The organism is Sporosarcina sp. FSL K6-1508, from assembly GCF_038007465.1.
Classification (GTDB): domain Bacteria; phylum Bacillota; class Bacilli; order Bacillales_A; family Planococcaceae; genus Sporosarcina; species Sporosarcina psychrophila_B.
In genome coordinates, this window is record NZ_JBBOXF010000001.1 from 1,080,507 (window position 1) to 1,102,564 (window position 22,058).

Genomic DNA, 22,058 nt, shown 5'->3' on the forward strand with positions numbered 1-22,058 from the left:
CGTTAAGCTAATGGATGTGCAAGATAATAATGGGATATAAGTGCATAGAAATACCGTACATACATAAAAGAGAGTCAGAATTAGACGTTTAAGGAGGAGATGGATATTCGCTCACAAAAAAGAGTACGCATGGCTTTTCTGGTGTTGATTCTAGGGTGTGCAGTGCTGACGGGCTGTACTGATGAGACAGAATCCACTATGAATCAAACGGGTGATGCAGCGGAGAGTAAGGAAGAAAAGACAGTAATCATAGAGGATGAGGATATTCCCGATGCGCCGAAGAGCCTTAAGGAAGTGATTGCCCAGCAACCCGGAAAGTTAGTGGAAGAACATATGGAGCCGGACGTTGAAGCAGCGCGTACAGTGAATTTTACAACCTACAATAAATTTTATGATCATACGTTTAAAGAAATTGCTCAAGATGAATTATCAGTTTATTTCACGGGAAATAAATTATCGAACAGTGATGAGATCTATAACTACTTGGTGTACCAGCTTGGATCTGGTCAATACGAATCATTATATAGACGACTTGAGTCTTATGAGCATGGGTATGTGATGCCTGAATTGCCAGAGGGGAAGGAAAAAATAGAAATTGCCAAAGTCCAGAAAACCAATATCGTTATTTTAATGGATGCAAGCGGAAGTATGAAGGCTGAAGTAAAGGGCGGTTCAAAGATGAAACTTGCAAAAGAGGCGATTGAAACATTTACTGCCGGATTAGACTCTGGTGTCAACGTATCTCTGCTCGCTTATGGCCATAAAGGCGCGGGAACAGAAGCGGACAAAAAGCTTTCTTGCCAGACAATTGATACCGTTTATCCGTTAGGGTCCTATGATGAACCATCTTTTCACGAGGCGATGGATTCCTTCCAAGCAAGCGGTTGGACACCGCTTGCGGGGGCTATTGAGAAAGCGGATGCCATCCTGGCTTCTCATGGAAGTGAAGCGTATCGAAATATCGTTTACATTGTGAGCGATGGCATCGAGACCTGTGGTGGTGATCCAATCGAGGCGGCAAAGAAATTGAATGACAGCAAGATTGAAGCCAAAGTTAATATCATCGGTTTTGATGTTGATGATGAAGGGCAGGCCCAGCTGAAACAGGTAGCAGAAGCTGGCGGCGGAAGTTATGCGACAGTACGTGATCAAAACGACTTTGAAGGTGTACTGCTCAAGAAGTGGCAACCAAGCTTGATGCAAGTGATTAGCCAACAAGGGGTCAAACTACAAGACTTAGTCGGTCATCTGACTGAGCTTGTCGAGATTTCCGAACCTCTTGTGAATATCTCAGACCGGGAAGCGAACCGGGTTATTGACGCGGCTTCATTCCTGAGAAGTGAAAAGCTGATTAGCGAAGAGAATGGACAAAAGGTGATTGACCAGGCTCAAGAGATACGTGAACTTCGAAATGATCATTTCAGGGAAATTAAAGAGCGGAAGAGTGAAGAAGCGGAGCAAATCAGAAATGAAATTAATGCTAAGGTAGAAGCTTGGAAAGAAAAGTGGCATTTGGAGTTGGATAAATGATTACTGATAACGCCTGTCGCTTGATTTGTAAGTGACAGGTATTCCCATTTATCTAACGGATGTTAAAAGTACGGATTTATTCATTTTGCAGAGGTGGGGATACGGATGTTTGTTAATGTACTTCTATTCGCGTTTCTTTTTTCTATATTCATCTACTCAATTTGGAAAATGGCACGAAGTTTTAGTGGAGAAAACAAAACGGAATTACATGAGGCCAATATAAGAGAAAGGGTATTTGACACATTTATTTTGATGTGCATTTCTTGCTTTATATTGTTAGGTTATACCTTTGACAGTCAAGGTGTAGCAGGCGGAAAACCGTTACATATTTATGCAGAGACAGGTAAGTCGACAGCGGGTTATGCTTCACTTTCGATTACCCATGTTCCTACGACTTTTGCCTTTTTCATTTTGAGTTTGATTGCCTATCGGCTGTTATCGGCTAAAATGGGGAAGCTGCCTCCTATTTTATATGTTGTTTGCAGTTCATTATTGATTGCAAATATCTTATTTACTTTGGTATATCTTACACATACAGGATTCTTACAGTATGGCAGCTCGCTTGATGGCGGGATTGCGGTTTTCTGCATTCAATTTGGTTATGGCTCCTTAAGTTTATTGTACATTGCCAAGTTAAACGAATCATTGAAACAATTCCTTACCCTCCAACAAGAACGGAATATCCAGTATACAAATAAGTTGTTAAGGGTTCTCTCGCAGATTTCTTTGCACTATCATCGGGTACCTGTCTTGGGTATGCTATTTTTATTTCCGGTTATTGTATTGATCCAACTCTTCTTAGTTTTATTGGGACAACGGCCAGATAGTTTTATCCAAGTCTTTCTTGATACGAGTAGTTATAATTACTCCAAAATGCCTGCGCCTCCTCCGGAAATCGTTCGGGGGGATGGACATTATCTATGCACTGTCTCTGCGGCGGGACATAAGCGATTGGTAAAACCGGTGCGGTCTGGAATACGTCATGGGGAACGAATTGTTGTGAATCGTCAATTATTAATTGCCAATGCATTCGAAAATATCATTGAGCAATATACACCCAACCTCCATAAAAGAATTCGTCTTTTCTATGATACGTATGGCTATCCAATAAGTAAGCACATTCAAACGAAGTGGTCTGCTGATATTGTCTATCTTCTAATGAAGCCACTAGAATGGCTATTCTTAGTGGTGTTATACACTGTCGATCGACACCCTGAAAATCGAATACACGTGCAGTATAGTGAACTGAGGGGTGTGAATTTGTAAATACTGTTCAAGATATATACACTTCAACATGATAACTAAGCAGCTATCTGTGGGAATTAAAAAGGGATATGATGAGTAAGAGGTGACGTGCATGAATAGAGTTCCAATGCTGCAAATGTCATTGGCGATGGCTATTTTTGGTTCGATTGGATTCTTTACAGGGAAGACAGGTATTCCTGCAGTAGAATTAGTTTTTGTTCGGTGTATTTGTGCCACGCTTTTTTTAGGATTTTGTTGGTTCATCACGGGTCAACATAAAGTAGAGGTATGGTGCAAGCGAGAAGTTTTGCAAACGATTGTTTGTGGCATCTTTTTAGTTTTGAACTGGGTGTTTTTATTTAAGGCATTCGAAGAAATGTCAATTACGGTTGCAATCACGCTTTATAATTTAGCGCCGATTTTTGTACTCATCATAGGGAGCATATTTTTAAAAGAGAAGATGACGCTGACGTCGTTGCTGGCAATTGTCACCTGTTTTTTAGGAAGTGTGTTCATTATCGGTATCCAACATTTTAATTCGTTAGCCGATTTCGTAGGTTCGGGCTTTGTCTGGGCAATCCTTTCGGCTGTGTGCTATGCAATGACGATGCTAATAGGAAAAGGGATTACAAATCTTAGTGCGTATGCAATGACGTTTGTTCAGACAGCAATAGGGATTCTCATGTTATTTCCGTTTATGAACTTCGCTGTATTCATTGGGTTAAGTGACTCGAATTGGCTATACATAATTGGGACGGGCTTAATCCATACAGGGTTTGTTTATTATTTGTTTTTTAATAGCCTTCGGAAATTATCGACGATTGTCATATCGGCTTTAGTGTTTGTCGATCCAGTAGTTGCAATTCTGCTCGATACACTTATTTTAGATTTCCGACCTTCTATTTTACAAAGTTTTGGCATCCTTCTTATTTTCGGCGGGATTGTGTATACAATCGTTAAACAAGAGAAGATAGTCGTTGCCAGCGATGGAGATGGAGGGCTAGAAAGATACTTGCTATAGATGTGCATGGAACTACCGGGTAGCTATGCTCTGTTGATCTTGTACAGGCACTGTTTTATAGGTGGGAGCGAGGAGAGCCGAGTCAGCATGGTTAATGGCTGGTGGCCTCCTCTAAGCGCCGTATTGGACTTATCACTACCAATCGTCGATAAAAGCTCTCTAACGGCACGTCAAACTCCTTAAACAAAGGCATATTTATCTCGCCACAGACAGAAGACTCCCACTTCTAAACAAAGTGAAAGTAGGGGGAGTTCAAAAGCAAGCGTAGCAGTTTCTTGAAAAGAAAGAAAAGTGGGAATACTGTTTACTGATAGCTGAGACCTATGATACAATACATATAACTTTAAAAGAGAAGGGTATGAGGGTGGACAATGAAGTACTAATCTATTGATTCCGGGAAATTGAATTTTTATTCGAACGGGAAATAGGATTAGTCTGTCCACTTTTAAATAGTTCCTTCCTCTTTACACGTGTGAGAGGCTTTTTAGCGAACGTTAAATTTGGATGAAAAGTGACTGATCCTTCCGATTATAAATCGGAGGGATTTTTTTGGTCCCTCCGTACTTGGAGGTATGGATATGCTTATGGGAACAGTGAATCAGATAGCAGTTGTGCATGGTGAAAAGGTGATTCTTGACGGGGTGTCTGCGGATATTCCGGAAGGAGCATGTATTGCGATTGTTGGAGCGAATGGCGCCGGGAAAACGACGCTACTGTCATTATTGGCGGGGGAGACAACGCCGACGTCAGGTTCGATTAATTGGAACGGCAAGCCGCCGTCCATCACTTACTTCAGGCAGGAACAGGAAGACGAGGGAGCAACCGATTGGGAACGAGCGGAAACCCATATGTACCGACGGAAGTGGAAAGTACCGGAGCGTGTTAAATATCGTTCTGCAAGCGGCGGAGAACGGATGAAAATGCGGCTTTCAACTGCGCTTGCCGAGAAGAGCAGGCTTATTCTTCTGGACGAACCGACGAATCACTTGGACAGAGACAGTTTGGAAGAATTGATCCGAATTATTAATGATGCTGATGGTACGTACTTGATCGTGTCCCACGACCGGCATTTCATCGACCAGACGGCAGATTTTGTGTTTGAAATCGAGTACGGCAAGTTGACGGTTTACAAAGGAAACTATACACAATACCGGAAACTGAAGGATGCGAATCGCGAAGTCCAGTTGAAGCATTACGAACAGCAACAGCGAAAGATCGAGCAAGTGGAAGAGCAAATCGCAGAGTTGGAAAATTGGTCTGCGAAGGCGCATGCGGAATCGACGAAAAAGGGCGGAAGAATGATGGGAGCAAAGGAATACTTCCGGATGAAGGCGAAAAAACGCGATGTCCAAATCCGCTCGAAGCATAAACGGCTAGAAGGGGAATTGGAAAAAGGTCGTATTGAGAAGCCTGAAGATGAAATTGGTGTGTCTTTTAATGTCAAAAGCGGAAAGAAAAAAGGGAAAAGAGTCATGGAGTTGAAAGATATCCGAAAGTCATTCAGTGGGCATGAACTTTTTGCGGACGTCTCGTTTACAGTGCAGGCCGGCGAGCGAATTGGTCTTGTCGGTCGGAATGGCGCCGGAAAATCGACACTTTTCCGGATGATATTAGGGGAAGAAGATTATAAAGGAGATCTTTGGAAAACACAGGGGATGACGATTGGTTATTTAAGTCAGACAGTACTTGATTTTCCGCAGGACGTAACGATGGCGAATTACTTTTATGCGGATACATTCCGCGAACAGGGAATGATCCGTACTCATTTGACGAATCTAGGCTTTTCGAAGAAGCATTGGGACCTTCCGCTTTCAACTCTTAGCATGGGAGAACGCATGAAGGTCAAGCTGATGCAATTTATTCTTGAAGAAACGGACGTATTGTTTCTGGATGAACCGACGAATCATCTCGATCTGCCCTCAAGAGAAGAGCTTGAAAAGACATTGGAGACGTTTCCAGGAACACTTCTATTTGCCTCCCATGACCGCTATTTTACAGAGAGGATGGCGAATGGGCTTCTCCTATTCGAGCGGGGGACAGTACGAAAAGTGCCTATGACATATGCTGAATGGCAAGAGCATGGAAACGCGGTGCAACCGGAAAAAACCTCTGAGGAGCGTTTGAGACTTGAAACGGAACTGCAGGCGGTGCTTGGACAGCTAAGCATGATGAAACCGGGAGAGAAAGGCTATGCTGATCTCGATAGGACTTTTAATGAGTTAAGCAAACGTCTGCGAGAATTGAAGTGAATGGAGAACCAAACGACCACACGGACATCAAATAAGTATTTAACCTTTAATTCAAGGGGGATTTAAAAATAACTGTACATTTAGCCGGGTTATTGGGCTGAGTGTACAGTTATTTCTACTGCTATATAAGTTGAGGTGTTTAATACTGAGCTTAGGCATCTCTGTAGCGTAAACTCCAATTTATATACCAGAAAAAGTCGTGCAGAATTGATACGGGCTAGTTGGAAGTAAGTATTTTTTTATCAATTAACCTTAAGTCTAATTATTAGTGAATTTGCCATCAACTTCTACAGTTTCAAATATATTTATAAAAGCATGTTCATCATACTTTCGGACAATCTGTTTAATTTGTAATGTTTCGTAGCGTGTAACAACCATCATTAAAATATCCTTTTTCTCTTGTGTATATCCCCCATATCCCTCGGTGATAGTGATGCCCCGGTAGATAGATTGCAATAAATCATTACGTATTAAGACTCCTTTTGAAGTAACAATTTGCATCGTTAATTTCACATGATTTGTAAAAATGGTATCGATCATTTTACCAGTCAAATAGATAGATAACAGGGTGTATAATGCTTTTTCCCAGTCAAAGACAACCCCGGAAATGAGAACGATTATACCGTTCATCCCTGTAAGAAGAAGACCGATACTGAAGGAACTAGTACGGGAAATCAAAATTGCGATAATATCCAATCCGCCGGAGGTTCCTGAATGCTTTAGGATAAGGCCCACACCGATACCGCCAATTCCACCCCCAAAAACTGTCGATAACAATATATTGTCTGTAACTTGAACTACTGGCAGCAAGTATAGGAAGGTGGAAAGTGAAACAACACAAATTAATGTATTGATGGTGATGGTTTTTCCGAGTTTGTAGTAGCCTAAAATAACTAAAGGCAAATTCAGCACCAAATTTAATAAACCAGTATTAAATGGAGTGATTAAGCCAAGCAAGATAGCGATTCCACTGATTCCACTACTTAAAATACCGAAAGGGACTAGAAAGAAATTAAAGGCAAATGCAACAATCAGTGATCCTAAAACGACGATTAAATTTTTCATTAATGTAAACTCTCCTTTAAAAAACATTAAAGATACCCTTGCACTGGCGTGGAAAATTATCCCGGCCTTTTACAATAAAAAAACTCGCCCCTAAAAAAGGGACGAGTTTGTGCTCGCGATACCACCCATATTCCGCAAGTCTCCCAAAGGAAACATACGGCACTCAGTCAACGTACAATCATACGTGTTCCATTATAACGGTGGATAACCGTCAAAGCTTACTAATCTTCAGCTTTGCATCTCGGAGATGATGTTCGGATAAGATCTGTCCATCGGCTTACACCAGGCGCCGACTCTCTGGAGAACAGAGTTCTTTTCGTACTTTTTCTCGTTGTAGACTTTAGTTGTTAGAAGCTAATTTAGCAGAGAAAAATAGAAGTGTCAACATGTACTTTTCAATTTCGTGGCCACTTCAACCATTGATTTAACCAAAAGAACATGTTTGTTCAGCGTGCGAGGGGTGGTACTAACGATTAACTTGCTAGGGTGCTCCTAAACCTAGAGACACGAACTGAAAAGAACATAAAGAAGGAGTAACCATATGGCATCTCTGAAATTAGTGTATATCGGGCAGATAATGGACGCTTGTGCAGGAGCTTGAAAAATCTATTTTGGTCTTGATTCAAGGAAAGGGGAGGGGGAAAAGGTCTTGAAGGGAACATCGCAAAAGTTCAGTTTAAATCTAGTCATTTGATGTATACATAAAAAAGTGTGTTGTACACGTTATTGTATACATGTGTAAACGATAACGTGTACATGTATACAATCAAGTACACAACTAGTGTTTATATACGTATACAAAAATGTATACAAGTTTACGCATATGCAAACAATATTACATTTGTGTGATAAACAGTGGAATAGGATTGACCTGCCAACAATACTCCAGTACCATTTTAGTAGAAAGACATAGTAATGAAAGGGATGATTCTTTTGACAGAAACTCGCATTGCAGCAATTGATGTAGGAAATGATTCATTAAAAGCAATATTCGGTAAGTTGGAAGTGGAATTCAATATCCCGAATGTTATTGCACAAGATATTGCAGATCGTCCAATCATCGGCATTGAAGAATTAGACAACCAAGAGCCTACTGATGGCATTCATATTCGCTTGCATTCTCCGACGTTAAATGACAACAACTCTATTTACCGTGTCGGAAATTTAGCGACCAAAAGCGGTAATTCAACCGAGTTAGACCCGGGTAGCAACAAATCGGAAGAGGATCAAACTCTTGTGATGTTGTTTGCAGCGCTGGCATTAGATGCGGCCAGAGAAGAGAATAAAGGTATTTTTAAACGTAATAATAATGTAATCGAGGCTACGTATACACTCGGAACAGGGCTTCCACTTAGGGAAGTAAAAGAGGGAAAAGACGTAGGTTATCGTTCGCAATTACTAGGCTCTGTTCACCAAGTCGAGTTTTTGGTTACACCTAAATATCAAGGTTTGAAAGTGAATATTAAATTTGATGAAGTGAAAGTTTATCCGGAAGGCTTTGCGGCGTTCATTAATCTCGTGATGGATAATAATTTAAATGTTATTAACAAAGAACTAATTGATAAGCAAATCTTGATTCAAGACATCGGGGGTCTGTCAACGGATGTTGCGGTGATTAAAAATCGCAAAGTTGATGATGATAAAGCACAAGGCTTCAACTTAGGCGTGTCAGAGTCTCTTGATGCCATTCGGGAAGAAATTTACGCTAGACATGGTGTAGAGCTGGACAGCCGTCTGGATGTTGTGGAAATTATAACGAAGAAAAATGACCGCAATCACATCATGGTAAAAGGAAGCCGGACGAGTGTCCATGACATTGTGGACCGGATTCTCTTAGACTTAGCGAAAAAGCAATACCGTCATTTACGGAATGTATGGTCAAGAAATTCGCAATCTGAGATTTGCTATTTCATCGGCGGAGGCTCGATTGTTCTTAAAGATTACCTTAAAACATTAAATAATAGCTTAGATGGCTACAATATCGATTTCTTTGAGGATGAAAAAGAAAGCGTCTGGATGATGGCCAACGCTTATTACAAATTAATTTCAGACTTCGCAAGAAAAAATCAACAGGCAAAAAACAAAGAAGAAGAAAAGTTAGTTAAAACAAAATAAGGTGATTGTGCATGAATGATACAGGATTGAAAAGAGGTCAGCCTATTACGTTTCGTCTGCCGTCTGATACATCTGACCACACGTTAAAGGAATTGCAAAAGTTAAAAGAAGTCGAAAGAAGAAACTTTTCCAGTAAAATTGCCGAGTTTGTAATAGACGGTGTAAATGATTCTCTATTAAAACAAAGAGAAGCCATCACCATTCCGCTTCCGAAAGGTTTAACGAAAGCACAGCGCGATTGGTTGAAGCATGAACATTCGGAGGCGTTGCTTGGTAGTATCGTCTATCAGCTGATGTCCGACCCAATCCGCACGGCTGCTCTCTTTGCATCATTGAACAGCAATGCAATAGATGTAGATGCTGCTTTATATTTGCAGGAAGAAACGAGCGCTGCTGTAGAATTGGATACAGAAGATCATTCGATAATCACCGATATGGATGATGATGATTTAGATAACTTTGATTGGGAACGATTAAAAGGGGCGGAGCGCGCGCCAGTTGAAGAAGAGGAAGACGAGGATCCTCTTGGCGATTTCCTTGCACAAATGAATAAATAATAGTGGGTGCCTGTACAGCGATCCGTCATGAATGGTTACACGTTCATGATGGTTGCTGCACAGGCTTTTTTTGTTTTAAAAAATAGCGAGCTCATTTCGGGTACTTCAAGGGGTGACTATACAAATTGAAATAGAAAGAGTCCTTCAAATCACTTCGGCTACCCCTGTAAGGCGCTTTCGCTTAAATTTCGCTTTGATGTAAATAAGCACTCAATATACCGTGCCGTTTACTGTAAACAGACACCGGTTAGTGTGTGCCACAATCTAAGGTGTTCAGCAGGGATTTATGAGTATTTGAAATCCTTTTCGACTCACTTCGGCAATTTGTATACTCTGTAACGAAGAATTACATGTCACCAATATACCTAAGATGAACCAGCGGAGGCATCCATAACGCGTCACAGCGTATATTATGGAAATTAGTTACTTAAGTCCTCGGTGTTCTAGGGAAAACCAGCGCCTGCGACGTTTATTATGGAAAAGTCATAGTCCAATCTCTAATGTAAAAATTTTCGGTATGGGAATTTAAACTGTATCTATTTGTGGGAAAGTAGTAAATAATCATCCAGTAATTACAAAATGTTTACACGAATCATAATTTAAATTTACACAGGACTCCTATACTGAAGTTGTTGTAAAGGAGGTGAACGGATTGCTGAAATTACAAAATATTAGCAAGCAATTCGATGATAAATTAGTTTTAAACGATATAAGCCTTGAAATTAAGCCGGGAGAAATTGTTTCACTGCTAGGTCCGAGTGGCAGTGGTAAAACGACTTTATTACATATCATTTTGGGGTTAACAAGTCTGAACCGCGGAAAAATCATTTTTAATGATAGGGATTTGAGTGACGTAGCAATGAAGAATCGTGGATTTAATATCGTTTTTCAAGATTATGCGCTTTTTCCTAATCTGAATGCTTACGAAAATATCGTCTATGGTCTGAGAAATAAGAAGGGGTTAGTATCTGAAGAGGAAATCCAAGAATACATTGACTTCCTGGAATTAAAACCGCATTTAACAAAGAAAATAGGAGAATTATCAGGCGGTCAGAAACAACGAGTATCGATTGCAAGGACACTTGTCATGAAGCCGGAAATATTATTATTGGATGAGCCATTGAGCGCACTGGACGGTGTCATAAAGGAATCAATTAAGCAACGCATTAAATCCATTGCCAGAGAATTTAAGTTAACAACGATTATTGTGACACATGATCCGGAAGAGGCATTAACGTTGTCGGACAAAGTGTTAATTATTAATGACGGGAGTATTTCACAATTTGGCACGCCTACTGAAATTATCAATCAACCTGCTACTGATTTCGTAAAAGAATTTATTTTGAAACAATTACATATTAAGAAAGAAAATATCTATAACTTATTTGGTAAACAATATGCCTAATGTAAAACCGGCGATGCGCGTTATTTATATCCCAATCATCTTGTTATTCGTCGCCTTTCTAGTAGTACCCCTTGGCATGCTGTTTGTCCGTTCTTTTGAAACGAGTGAGGGGTTCAATTTCTCGAATTACCTCTCCGCTTTATCGAATAAAGAATTGATAGAATCCATTGGCAACAGCATTAAAATTTCTAGTCTTACTGCTGTGATTACAACGGTCTTAGCATTTATTCTGGCTTACGCTGTCAACTGTACAAGAATCTACAGGCCGATAAAAAGCGCGATTAAAATGGGGATTCTTATCCCGATGTTGCTGCCTACCATCACGTATGGATTTGCAATTATCTACTCTTTTGGTAACCAAGGGTTTATTACCAAGATTGTCGGCCGGAATTTAGTTGAGATTTACGGATTTAACGGTTTACTGATAGGCTATGTGATTTATACGTTACCGGCGGCATTTCTACTGATTAATAATGCCTTCAAGTATGTTGACAAAAAGTTTATCATCGTTTCAAAGTTGATGGGTGACGGGGGAATAAGGAGTTTTAAGAACACAATTGTTCGTCCGTTAGTGGGAACTTTAGGAGGTGCTTTTGTACTTTCCTTCATTTTAAGCTTTACAGATTTCGGTATACCTGCCTCAGTCGGTGGGAGTTATTCTGTTGTAGCGACTCAGTTATATCAAGTGATGCTCGGTTCTATTCCGGATTTTAATAATGGTGCGGCCATTGCGGTTATCATGTTAATCCCAGCTGTGTTTGGTGTTTTGCTCTTAAACTATCTCGAGAAACTTAATTTTCATTATGACAAGTTTACCGACACAGAGTTGACTCCGCATAAGGGAAGAGACGCATGTTTTGGGGTTATCTCATTAGTTGTGTTACTAGCAATGCTTTCAGTGTTTGCTGTCATGTTCATTGCGCCATTTGTTAACAGTTATCCGTATGATTTTACGTTTACGTTTAAACATCTTATGGACACATTCCAATCAAATAATCTATTGGCTGTCTATAAAAACTCAGTGTATGTTGCGCTATTGACGGCAGTGTTTGGTACGTTAGTTGCTTATTGTTCAGCAGTGTTAAATGCTCGTACGACTGTTAAATGGAAATCAGCCATTGATATCGTTTCGATGATGACGAATACGATACCAGGCATGGTGTTAGGTTTATCGTATTTACTACTTTTTAATGGTAGCAGTTTGAAGGGAACCTTTCTAATTATCGTTCTCAGTAACATTGTCCATTTCTTTACAACACCCTATTTAATGGCGAAAAACGCTTTATCCAAAATGAATCCGACCTGGGAAACGACTGGAGAGTTACTGGGGGACAGCTGGTTAAAGACCATTTATCGAGTCATTCTTCCAAACTCCGCATCGACGGTTATTGAAATGTTTAGTTATTATTTTATCAATGCAATGGTGACCATTAGCGGGATTATCTTTTTGGTCACAGCGCAAACGTCATTGGTAGCTAGCAAAATTAAAGAACTACAGCATTTTGGGAAGTTCAATGAAGTATTTATTTTATCGCTGCTTATCTTTTTTACAAATCTAGTCGTTAAGTTGCTTTGTGATCACTTTCAGAAAAGACCATTCAAACAGTCGTGAGGGGGATTTTATAGTGAAAAAGATGAAGGTAATTGTATTGTCGCTAATTGCTTTAAGTCTAGTGTTTATATGGGCAGGCCGTAACAGTGGCAAAGCGGATGAAGGAAAGGTTGTCATTTATACAAATGGGGATGAAGCGGCTTCTGAAGCTATGGAAGGTGCGCTGAATGAAGCGGGGTATGAAGGACAATACGTGCTCCAATCGTTAGGAACTTCCGAATTAGGCGGGAAACTGATGGCAGAGGGCGATAAAATCGAAGCCGATGTTGTGACGATGAGTTCTTATTTCATCGAAAGTGCCCAACAACAACATGCCATGTTTCAGGATTTAACGTTTAGTACAAATGCGTTGGAACAAAATCCGCCCTATTACGCACCGATTTTAGGCAATACAGGGTCCATTTTCATCAACACAGAAGTACTCAAACAAAAGGGTTTGCCGATGCCAACTTCCATGAAAGATTTGGCGAAACCCGAGTTTAAGGGGTTGGTATCGATACCAAACATTATGGATTCTTCAACTGGCTGGCTGCTAGTCCAAGCGATTATTAGCGAATATGGGGAACAAGACGGTAAAACGGTCCTTCAAGATTTAATTGCTAATACGGGTCCGCATCTTGAAAGTTCGGGCTCAGGTCCAATTAAGAAAGTGCAAGCTGGTGAAGTGGCTGCAGGTTTTGGTTTGCGCTACCAAGCAGTGATGGCTAAAGAATCAGGTTTACCGATTGAGTATGTCGATCCAATTGAAGGCAACTTTTCACTCACAGAATCAATTGCGGTTGTGAATAAAGACGATGCAACAACGAGTTTAGCGATGGACATGGCTGAAATCATTACTAAAAATGCGCGAAAAGAGTTGCTGACACACTATCCGGTTGCGCTTTACGAAGGTGAAACAGTGATGGATGTGAACAAACCAGCTTATGCGACGCAATTTGAACAACCATTAACCGTCGAACTCTTACAGCAGCATCAAGAATTCTTTAAATCAGCTAACTAAAATTGGGGAGAGTGAAAAAATATGAATACCTATAAACTATTAACGCCAGGCCCGTTGACGACTACAAGTACGGTAAAACAGGAAATGCTGATTGATCGTTGTACATGGGAACAAGACTATAAAGAAATCACACAGAAAATCAGATCTCAGCTCCTTGAAATTGCACATGCTCCGAAAGAGCAATACACAACTGTACTCATGCAAGGAAGTGGTTCATTTGTCGTTGAATCAGTACTGACGACTGCCATTTCAAGAGATGATAAAGTGCTGATTATCACGAATGGTGCGTATGGCGAACGTATTGTGAAAATGGCTCAGTATATTGGACTGAATTACGCAGAATATAGCGTGGCATACAATGACTGTCCAAAGGAAGATGAAATAAGACTTATGTTAGAAGAGGATCAAGAAATTACGCATATCGTAATGGTTCATTGTGAGACAACGACAGGCATTTTAAATCCAATTGAGATGATTTCAAACTTATCGAAGGAACAAGGGAAAACACTAATCATTGATGCGATGAGCAGCTTTGGTGGAATGGAAATCAATGTAGCTGAGCTTGAAATTGATTATTTGATCAGCAGTGCAAATAAATGCATTCAAGGGGTCCCAGGGTTTGGTTTTGTCATCGCCAAACTTGAGAAGCTTGTTGTGTGTGAGGGCAATGCACGTAGTTTGTCGCTGGATTTATATGATCAGTGGAAAGGGATGGATCAGGATGGGAAATGGCGTTACACATCACCAACCCATGTAGTGGCTGCATTCGCAAAAGCATTGGAGGAATTAGTTGAAGAAGGCGGCATTCCAGCTAGATTTTCCCGTTATCAACATAATAATCGCTTGTTAAGAGAGCGATTTGAACAAGTGAATATCCATGCCTATATCTCAGTTGAAAAACAATCGCCCATTATTACAACCTTCCTTTTTCCAAATGAACAATTCGACTTTGAAGCGTTCTATTCGTTTATCAAAGACAGAGGTTATGTCATTTATCCAGGCAAGCTGACGGACGTAAATACTTTCCGCATTGGCAATATTGGTGAAATCTATGAGGAAGATATAGAGGGATTATGTGCTAGTGTGGAAGATTATATGAAAGTGGTGGCGATATGAATAAAATAGAGGGCGTTATAGTGGACTGGGCTGGAACAACAGTGGATTTCGGTTGTTTTGCACCTGTAAATGTGTTTGTTGATATTTTTAAAGACGCTGGTATTGACGTGACAATGGGAGAAGCAAGAGAGCCAATGGGGATGCTGAAAATTGATCATATCCGCGCTATGTTATCCATGTCTAGAATAGCTGTATTATGGGAAGAAAAGTATGGAAAGTCATTTAACGAACAAGATGTAGAAAAGTTATATGCGGAATTTGTACCTGCGTTGATGGCTTCATTATCAGCATATACGGATCCAATTCCTGGAGTTATAAAGGCAATTGACGTATTAAGAAATCGAGGATTGAAAATCGGATCGACAACGGGCTATACAACTACAATGATGGACGTCGTTGTTCCGAATGCGCTGGAAAAGGGGTATTCTCCAGATGTTTATATTACCCCTGATGATACAAATTCGATTGGAAGACCGTATCCTTATATGGTCTATCGGAATATGGAGCTGCTAAAACTATCGGCATCATGGAAGGTAGTAAAAGTAGGCGATACGATTTCAGATATTAAAGAGGGTGTCAACGCGGGTGTTTGGTCAGTTGGTGTCATTATTGGCAGCTCTGAAATGGGGCTGAGTTTAGAAGAATTTTCTAGCCTATCAGAAGCTGATAAAGAAACTGTGATTTCTAAAACGGAAGCTACATTTATGCAAAATGGCGCTGATTTTACGATTTCGACGATGCGGGAACTTCCGCAGCTTATAGATCAAATAAATAGTCTTATTTCGGATGGCAAGCGGCCAAATTCAAGAACAGCATTGGTGCTTGTATAGGCAGAGGAAATAACATGCGACGTTCATAACACGATCGACAGTCTATTAGTACGAAAAAATGCAGTAAATACTCTACTCTCAATTGAGACGGGAGTTTTACTGCTTTTTTTATGGTAATTTGCAGTTGGAAGTGGCGCTTGTAATTCCATGCGGAAGCTTGGTATTTTTAAAGTATCAGAAAACTGAGATGTTTTCTTTGAAGAATAAAAGGGGAATAGAGTGATAGGGATAACTACAATTATTTTGCGAAGGGGTGGAGCGTGTATGGAAAAAACAATATATATCGTGCGTCATTGCTCCGCAGAAGGACAGGCACCACACGCAGAATTGACCGCTGAAGGGATTTTACAGGCGGCGCAACTTGCGGAATACTTTGATGGTATCGAGGTGGATCGAATTATTACAAGTCCATTTTCACGTGCACGTCAAACGGGTTGGCCTTTAGCGGAAAGAAAAAATCTACATGTAGAAGTGGATAGTAGACTTGGAGAACGCGTACTGAGTTCAACTGAATTCAAAGACTGGTTGATAAAGCTGGAAGATACTTTTTTAGATCTTCATCTGAAATACGATGGTGGAGAGTCTTCACGAGAGGCAATGACGCGGGTCTGTGATGTGCTGGATGAGTTGGAAGAAGGTTCGCAAACCGTGCTTGTGACACATGGCAATTTAATGGCGTTGTTGTTGAGGTGTTATGACGAACGATTCGGCTTTGAGCAGTGGCAGGCACTGACGAATCCGGATGTGTATATGCTACGGATAAAGGATGAAGACTCTGAAGTAAAACGGGTGTGGGACTCCAAGTAAAAACAGGCCGATTGGATAGCGGCCTGTTTGTTGTATGAAAGTAGTTTTGTGTGAATCTCAACCCATTGCTAAACTAGTTGTAATGACCGCGGCGATAATAATGAGTGATCCGAAAAAACTGATCCACATGGATTTGTCAGGATTAGTAGGTCTGCTGTCAGTTTTGTGCATAAGTGGCGCCTTCTTTCAGTTTGGTATCTTTCACTATACTCTTCCCGGACTCTTAATGGAATAAACTATTTAAGGGTGATGGCTTGATTTTTTTACGATTAATTAATTGATATGGGGATCATCTTCAACGTTTCCGAGCGGGTTATGGTACACTTAACTCAAAGCTGAATATTTAAACAACCACTAGGGGAGCCTTTTTAAGGCTGAGACGTGCATGGATGCGCGGACCCTTGGAACCTGATCCGGATTATACCGGCGTAGGAAAGTGGGTACGCCCTTTATGAATTGTTAAATGGCTAGCCGCTTTCTAACGCCACCGGGAAGCGGCTTTTTAGTATAGGTAAAGGGGTGGCGAATCGGATGGTAGATGTGGCATTGACGATTGCGGGGTCTGACAGCGGCGGCGGGGCCGGAATACAAGCGGATTTAAAAACGTTCCAGGAATTAGGCGTTTTCGGTACATCGGCGCTGACCGCGGTAACGGCACAAAATACATTTGGTGTAACGGCAATTCAACCGCTTGAAACGGCTATGATTACAGCGCAAATACAGGCAGTTATGGAAGATTTCAATGTCAAAGCGATTAAAACGGGGATGTTATTTTCGGCGGAGATTATCCACGCAGTGGGAGATATGTTTCATTGGAGTGGAATTCCGCTTGTCATCGATCCTGTAATGATTGCGAAGGGGGGGGCATCGTTGCTGAAAGAGGAAGCAGTTGAAGCATTAAAGACGGTCCTCGTCCCTCTCGCAGCGATTGTGATGCCGAATATTCCTGAGGCAGAAGTGCTTGCCGACATGACAATAAAAACGGAGATAGACATAGAACAAGCGGCGAAACGTATACTGGCTTTGGGCGCAGAGGCGGTCCTCATTAAAGGGGGCCATCGGAAGGAAGCGTCCTATGCAGAGGATTTGTACATGGGGGCGGACGGAAAACGATTTTCGGTCCGCGCACCGTGGATTGATACGAAAGATACGCATGGAACAGGGTGTACGTATTCTGCGGCGCTTACGGCGTTTCTGGCAAACGGGGAAACTGCAGCGAATGCCGTTATCGAGGCAAAATGTTTCATCCATGCTGCGATTGAAGATGGACTTAAAATTGGCGGCGGCCATGGTCCGACGAATCACTGGGCTTATGGGCGCCGTACGACCAAAAGAATGGAAGGAGTTGTCGTAAATGGATAAGCAGACAGTGAACTTGTATTTCATCATGGGCACATTGAATTTGGCGGGACGCAATCCGCTGCATGTATTAGAAGAGGCACTAAAAGGCGGCGTAACGTGCTTCCAATTGCGCGAAAAAGGACCTGGGGCGTTAACGGGTAAAGAATTGAAAGCTTTCGCACTTGAATGTCAGCAATTATGTGAACAATATAGTGTTCCTTTCATCGTCAATGATGATATAGATCTTGCGATTGAAATAGGGGCGGATGGTATTCATATCGGACAGGAGGACGGATGCGTTTCGGCAGTGCGTAAGAAGGTTGGGCCGGAAATGCTGATTGGCGTTTCTACTCACAATGTAGCGGAAGCGATTGCGGCAGCTGATGCGGGGGCGGATTATATCGGTCTTGGACCAGTTTACGAGACACAGTCGAAAAGTGATACACAACCTGTTATTGGGATTGAAACGGTCAGTGAAGTGGTAACATTGCTGCCTGGCTTACCAATTGTTGCAATTGGCGGTATTTCAGAACGCAAAGCCAGTGCTGTCATTAAAGCTGGCGCCTCGGGTATAGCGATTCTTTCTGCAATTTCCGGAAGTGAAAACCCGGGAGAAGCGGCAATTCGTTTGAAAGCGGCAGTTCTTCTTTCATTGACAGGTATCGAAATGTAATGTTTAGCCTACTGTAAAATACCCCACACTTCTGAGTAGGACGGAGGCGTGCAGATGAGGAAAAAAAAGTTTGAAATACAAACTGTTTTGCATAAGCCGGATTTAATTTATTTCACTTGGAATGATATTGGAGGCACCTATAACGTTTATAAAGATGGTCATCATTTATATGAAGGGACCGTCTCGGAATTCAGCGATGGAGATTTTAAGCATGCAAAACTATATAATTATGTAATCGAACGTGTTGAAGGTGGCGAGGTTGTTGACGTTATTGCATTGCAGACGTCAGCGTTCGCTGAAAAGAAAAACAAGGAAAGCCCGCTTCAGTCGCTTGTCATGACAACAATCGTTGCGAAAACGCAAATTGCGTTATCGTGGGAGGAAATCAAAGATGTTGATGAATATGACATCTATCGAAATGGAACGTACATGAAAACGGTAACAGACAATCGTTACATCGACAGGGACTTTGTGCTGGATGAAACCTATACGTATATCATCGATTCCAAGCGTCCGCTCGTGAAGTCGGAAGAACGTTTTAACGTGTTTCAGTCAGTGGTCTCTAGTGTTTTTGGCTTGTTAAATCCGTTTTCAACGAAGGAAGAAGCTGCGATTGAACGATTTTCGGTGTCAAAAGTGATTGCAGAGCCTGTGAGTTTGCTTACGCCTATTCAAGATAGGGTCCGACTACCGAATGTTGACAGATGGCAATTCCGTTACGCTACATTTTTGAAGGACGACTGGGTGAAGAATCTGAATCCATTATCTCGGAACCGCTTTTTTAAAGGAGATGACAGAGGGTTCGATCCAAACGGAGAAAGTTATCGTACCCGTGTTGATGTTGAGCTTGCTTATGATCTTGAACGATCTCCAATGACGTTTATAAAGGATGTTGGGGCGTCCATTGCGTATAGCTCTTCGAAGCGCTTCCGGAAACAGGCTACAGCGTCACCCGATGGAATTACGTTGAAACGGACAAATCACGGGGAAAGTGAATCAGGATTTCATCTGACTCACACCGTTGGTAATCCGCTCACACCGGCACCTGCAATTGATTATGAAGTGCGGGCTGTCATGAGGCGGGATGGACCATTCGACCTGACAGGCTACCATGATCAGTCACCTCATCACGAAGTGTACCTGATGCGGGGTGTCGGGAACGATTGGCAACCTATCCACCTGTCAGAGAGCAAAGGTCTTGTATGGATGTCGGAAATAATCGCATGGCAATACTGGCGAATCTCTAATTTTGAATGATAAACAATGAGCCCTTTCCGATTTTAGTAAAAGGAAGGGTTCATTGTTTATTTTTGATTTACCAGTGAAATTTGGATAATCATAAACCGAAACAGAGAACTCAGTGGCGGAAAGATCACTTGGCCTTACGCAAACTCATACAATGCGTTTTATCGTGTTGCCGCAGGCCTTCAGAAGAATGTTGCCAACAATTATGAACAAGTCTATCATTAGTTTCAATGAAACATCCCTACTTTCTATTATTGGGATTGCTGATATTGTGCAAAAAGGTAAAGTTCAATCAAGTACCACATTTCAGCCCTTCGAAATATGGTTAACAGTCGGGGGCATTTACTTCATCATCTATCTGATGTCGGTATTTGCTAGCTTTATGGAAAGGAGATTCGAACTTAGATGACGCTGATTCAAGTAAAGAACTTAAAAAAGTCATTCGGTGAACTCGAAGTGTTAAAAGATATAAACGTTGAGATTCAAGAGCGTGAAGTTGTCTGTGTAATAGGGCCCTCGGGTTCTGGAAAAAGTACATTTCTGCGGTGTTTGAATCGCCTGGAAGATATTACAGCGGGCCATGTTGTGGTCGATGGTCAAGATATAACAGATACGAAGCGCGATATAAATAAAATTCGGGAAAATGTCGGCATGGTATTTCAGCAATTTAATCTGTTTCCGCATATGACCGTCTTGCAAAACGTGATGCTCGCACCTATGAAACTTGGTAAAGGCGATAAGAATACGATTGAGAAGAAAGCACTTGAACTACTTGTGAAGGTTGGGCTGTCGGATAAAGCGAAAGCATACCCGGGCGAACTTTCAGGGGGGCAAAAGCAACGTGTCGCGATTGCCAGGGCGCTTGCAATGGATCCCAAAATCATGTTGTTTGATGAACCGACATCTGCACTTGACCCTGAAGTGGTCGGCGATGTGCTTGCCGTGATGAAACAGCTTGCTATAGAAGGCATGACAATGATCGTTGTTACACATGAAATGGGATTTGCACGGGAAGTGGGAGACCGTGTTATTTTTATGGATGGCGGTTTTATTGTCGAGGAAAATGTTCCGGAAGAGTTATTTGGAAATCCTCAAGAAGTTAGAACGCAAGCCTTTTTGAGTAAGGTATTGTAAGCATATCGTTGAATAGGAAGAAGAGGGACGGGAAAGCTATTGACGCTTTCCTTTTTTTTGTTGTCTAAGCCAACTCTTTGACAATGAAAACACCACTTGATACAATTACCTTGAATTCGAGATAAATAAATACCTACTAATTTGGGGAGAGAAAAGATATGACGAAAAAATCAATGGGTATTCATCATATAACAGCAATTGTCGGACATCCTCAGGAAAACGTCGACTTTTACGCTGGCGTTCTTGGATTGCGCCTTGTGAAGAAAACTGTAAATTTCGATGACCCTGGGACCTACCATCTTTACTTTGGTGATGGCAATGGTGCACCGGGTACAATTATTACATTTTTCACATGGGCTAATTCTCGTCAAGGCAGAATCGGAGATGGTCAAGTCGGTGTCACATCATACGTAGTGCCGATTGGTGCAATGGGTTTCTGGGAAAAGCGTCTTGAGAAATTCAAAATTACGTTTGCGAAATCACAACGTTTTGGCGAACACTACTTGTCCTTTGAAGATCCGCATGGCTTAAAAGTTGAGATTGTCGAGCGGGAAGAGGGGGTAAAGAATGAGTGGGTGGTTGGTGAAGTAACAGCGGATACCGCGATTAAAGGATTCGGCGGCGCGACACTGTTATCTGCCCAACCTGAAAAAACGGCTCAACTTCTTGAACATGTCATGGGACTCGAACAAATTGGTGAAGAAGGCGAATACATCCGGTTCCGCTCGACAGCAGATATCGGCAATATCGTCGACTTGAAAAAGACATCGTCGGGTCGTGCACAAATGGGCGTCGGAACAGTTCATCATATTGCTTGGCGTGCTGAAGATGATGCAGATCAGCTAAACTGGAAAGCGCATATGGAAGCGAACGGCTATGGTGTGACACCGGTGAAAGACAGAAATTATTTCAATGCAATCTATTTCCGGGAACACGGTGAAATCTTGTTTGAAATCGCAACGGATCCTCCGGGATTTGCGCATGATGAATCTGTGGAGACGATGGGTGAAAACCTTATGCTTCCAGTGCAATATGAAAAGCATCGCGAACAGCTGGAATCGACTTTAATACCTTTTGAAGTGCGCGAAATTGATTGATAAGGAGAGGTTTACT

18 protein-coding genes, 1 pseudogene, 1 riboswitch and 1 other annotated feature are annotated in these 22,058 nt (G+C 41.6%); of the genes and pseudogenes, 18 read left to right on the forward strand and 1 reads right to left on the reverse strand.

The genetic code is table 11. The annotated features are described in order from the left end of the window. The first annotated feature begins 129 nt into the window (after positions 1-129). The 4 genes from MKZ11_RS05020 to abc-f all read left to right on the forward strand — a co-directional run bounded on the left by MKZ11_RS05020 (position 130) and on the right by abc-f (position 6,045). The gene (locus MKZ11_RS05020) at positions 130-1,530 is read left to right on the forward strand and encodes a vWA domain-containing protein (protein ID WP_340792913.1); all 1,401 of its coding nucleotides are present in this window, start codon (positions 130-132) and stop codon (positions 1,528-1,530) included. A gap of 105 nt (positions 1,531-1,635) precedes the next feature. Next, positions 1,636-2,796 carry a DUF6688 domain-containing protein gene (locus MKZ11_RS05025; RefSeq protein ID WP_340792914.1) on the forward strand — a complete coding sequence of 387 codons (1,161 nt, stop codon included), beginning with the start codon at positions 1,636-1,638 and terminating at the stop codon, positions 2,794-2,796. Between the two features lie 91 nt (positions 2,797-2,887). Continuing rightward, a complete protein-coding gene (locus MKZ11_RS05030) occupies positions 2,888-3,796 on the forward strand; it encodes a DMT family transporter (RefSeq protein WP_340792915.1) in 909 nt (302 codons plus the stop codon). A 578-nt stretch (positions 3,797-4,374) separates the two neighbouring features. Continuing rightward, positions 4,375-6,045, forward strand: a complete 1,671-nt coding sequence (gene abc-f, locus MKZ11_RS05035; protein WP_340792916.1) for a ribosomal protection-like ABC-F family protein — start codon at positions 4,375-4,377, stop codon at positions 6,043-6,045. A gap of 258 nt (positions 6,046-6,303) precedes the next feature. Here the strand turns inward: abc-f and MKZ11_RS05040 are convergent, their stop codons facing one another. Then, positions 6,304-7,110, reverse strand: a complete 807-nt coding sequence (locus MKZ11_RS05040; protein WP_340792917.1) for a YitT family protein — start codon at positions 7,108-7,110, stop codon at positions 6,304-6,306. Between the two features lie 94 nt (positions 7,111-7,204). Then, positions 7,205-7,454 (reverse strand) — a binding site (T-box leader). 589 nt (positions 7,455-8,043) lie between these two features. On the opposite strand from MKZ11_RS05040, the gene MKZ11_RS05045 reads away from it, so the two are divergent. The 14 genes and pseudogenes from MKZ11_RS05045 (at position 8,044) to MKZ11_RS05110 (ending at position 22,042) form a co-directional block, all read left to right on the forward strand. Further along, the gene (locus MKZ11_RS05045) at positions 8,044-9,225 is read left to right on the forward strand and encodes a ParM/StbA family protein (RefSeq protein ID WP_340796923.1); all 1,182 of its coding nucleotides are present in this window, start codon (positions 8,044-8,046) and stop codon (positions 9,223-9,225) included. Between the two features lie 11 nt (positions 9,226-9,236). After that, on the forward strand, positions 9,237-9,782 hold the full coding sequence (locus tag MKZ11_RS05050) for a hypothetical protein (protein WP_340792918.1): 546 nt from the start codon (positions 9,237-9,239) through the stop codon (positions 9,780-9,782). A gap of 652 nt (positions 9,783-10,434) precedes the next feature. Further along, on the forward strand, positions 10,435-11,187 hold the full coding sequence (locus tag MKZ11_RS05055) for an ABC transporter ATP-binding protein (protein WP_340792919.1): 753 nt from the start codon (positions 10,435-10,437) through the stop codon (positions 11,185-11,187). Further along, positions 11,180-12,799, forward strand: a complete 1,620-nt coding sequence (locus MKZ11_RS05060; protein WP_340792920.1) for an ABC transporter permease subunit — start codon at positions 11,180-11,182, stop codon at positions 12,797-12,799. The genes MKZ11_RS05055 and MKZ11_RS05060 overlap by 8 nt, the downstream gene beginning before the upstream one ends. A 22-nt stretch (positions 12,800-12,821) precedes the next feature. After that, complete coding sequence (locus MKZ11_RS05065; protein ID WP_445327027.1) at positions 12,822-13,799, forward strand: extracellular solute-binding protein; 978 nt, start codon at positions 12,822-12,824, stop codon at positions 13,797-13,799. Between the two features lie 21 nt (positions 13,800-13,820). Then, positions 13,821-14,915 carry a 2-aminoethylphosphonate--pyruvate transaminase gene (locus tag MKZ11_RS05070; RefSeq protein ID WP_340792921.1) on the forward strand — a complete coding sequence of 365 codons (1,095 nt, stop codon included), beginning with the start codon at positions 13,821-13,823 and terminating at the stop codon, positions 14,913-14,915. After that, entirely contained in the window at positions 14,912-15,745 is an 834-nt protein-coding gene (gene phnX / locus MKZ11_RS05075) for a phosphonoacetaldehyde hydrolase (protein ID WP_340792922.1), read from the forward strand. Before MKZ11_RS05070 ends, phnX begins: the two co-directional genes overlap by 4 nt. Before the next feature lie 264 nt (positions 15,746-16,009). Next, positions 16,010-16,552 carry a histidine phosphatase family protein gene (locus MKZ11_RS05080; RefSeq protein ID WP_340792923.1) on the forward strand — a complete coding sequence of 181 codons (543 nt, stop codon included), beginning with the start codon at positions 16,010-16,012 and terminating at the stop codon, positions 16,550-16,552. Positions 16,553-16,898: 346 nt separating this feature from the next. Next, a riboswitch (TPP riboswitch) is annotated at positions 16,899-17,004 on the forward strand. A 79-nt stretch (positions 17,005-17,083) separates the two neighbouring features. After that, on the forward strand, positions 17,084-17,914 hold the full coding sequence (gene thiD, locus MKZ11_RS05085; RefSeq protein ID WP_340796925.1) for a bifunctional hydroxymethylpyrimidine kinase/phosphomethylpyrimidine kinase: 831 nt from the start codon (positions 17,084-17,086) through the stop codon (positions 17,912-17,914). Next, a complete protein-coding gene (thiE, locus tag MKZ11_RS05090; RefSeq protein WP_340792924.1) occupies positions 17,907-18,566 on the forward strand; it encodes a thiamine phosphate synthase in 660 nt (219 codons plus the stop codon). Before thiD ends, thiE begins: the two co-directional genes overlap by 8 nt. A gap of 54 nt (positions 18,567-18,620) precedes the next feature. Beyond that, positions 18,621-19,823, forward strand: a complete 1,203-nt coding sequence (locus MKZ11_RS05095; RefSeq protein WP_340792925.1) for a DUF3238 domain-containing protein — start codon at positions 18,621-18,623, stop codon at positions 19,821-19,823. 106 nt (positions 19,824-19,929) lie between these two features. Beyond that, a pseudogene (locus tag MKZ11_RS05100) lies at positions 19,930-20,220 on the forward strand (ABC transporter permease subunit); the annotation flags it as partial. Continuing rightward, a complete protein-coding gene (locus MKZ11_RS05105; protein ID WP_340792926.1) occupies positions 20,217-20,945 on the forward strand; it encodes an amino acid ABC transporter ATP-binding protein in 729 nt (242 codons plus the stop codon). The pseudogene MKZ11_RS05100 and the gene MKZ11_RS05105, both read left to right, overlap by 4 nt. 158 nt (positions 20,946-21,103) lie before the next feature. Next, positions 21,104-22,042, forward strand: coding sequence for a ring-cleaving dioxygenase (locus tag MKZ11_RS05110; RefSeq protein WP_340792927.1), 939 nt, complete (start codon positions 21,104-21,106; stop codon positions 22,040-22,042). Positions 22,043-22,058 lie beyond the last annotated feature (16 nt).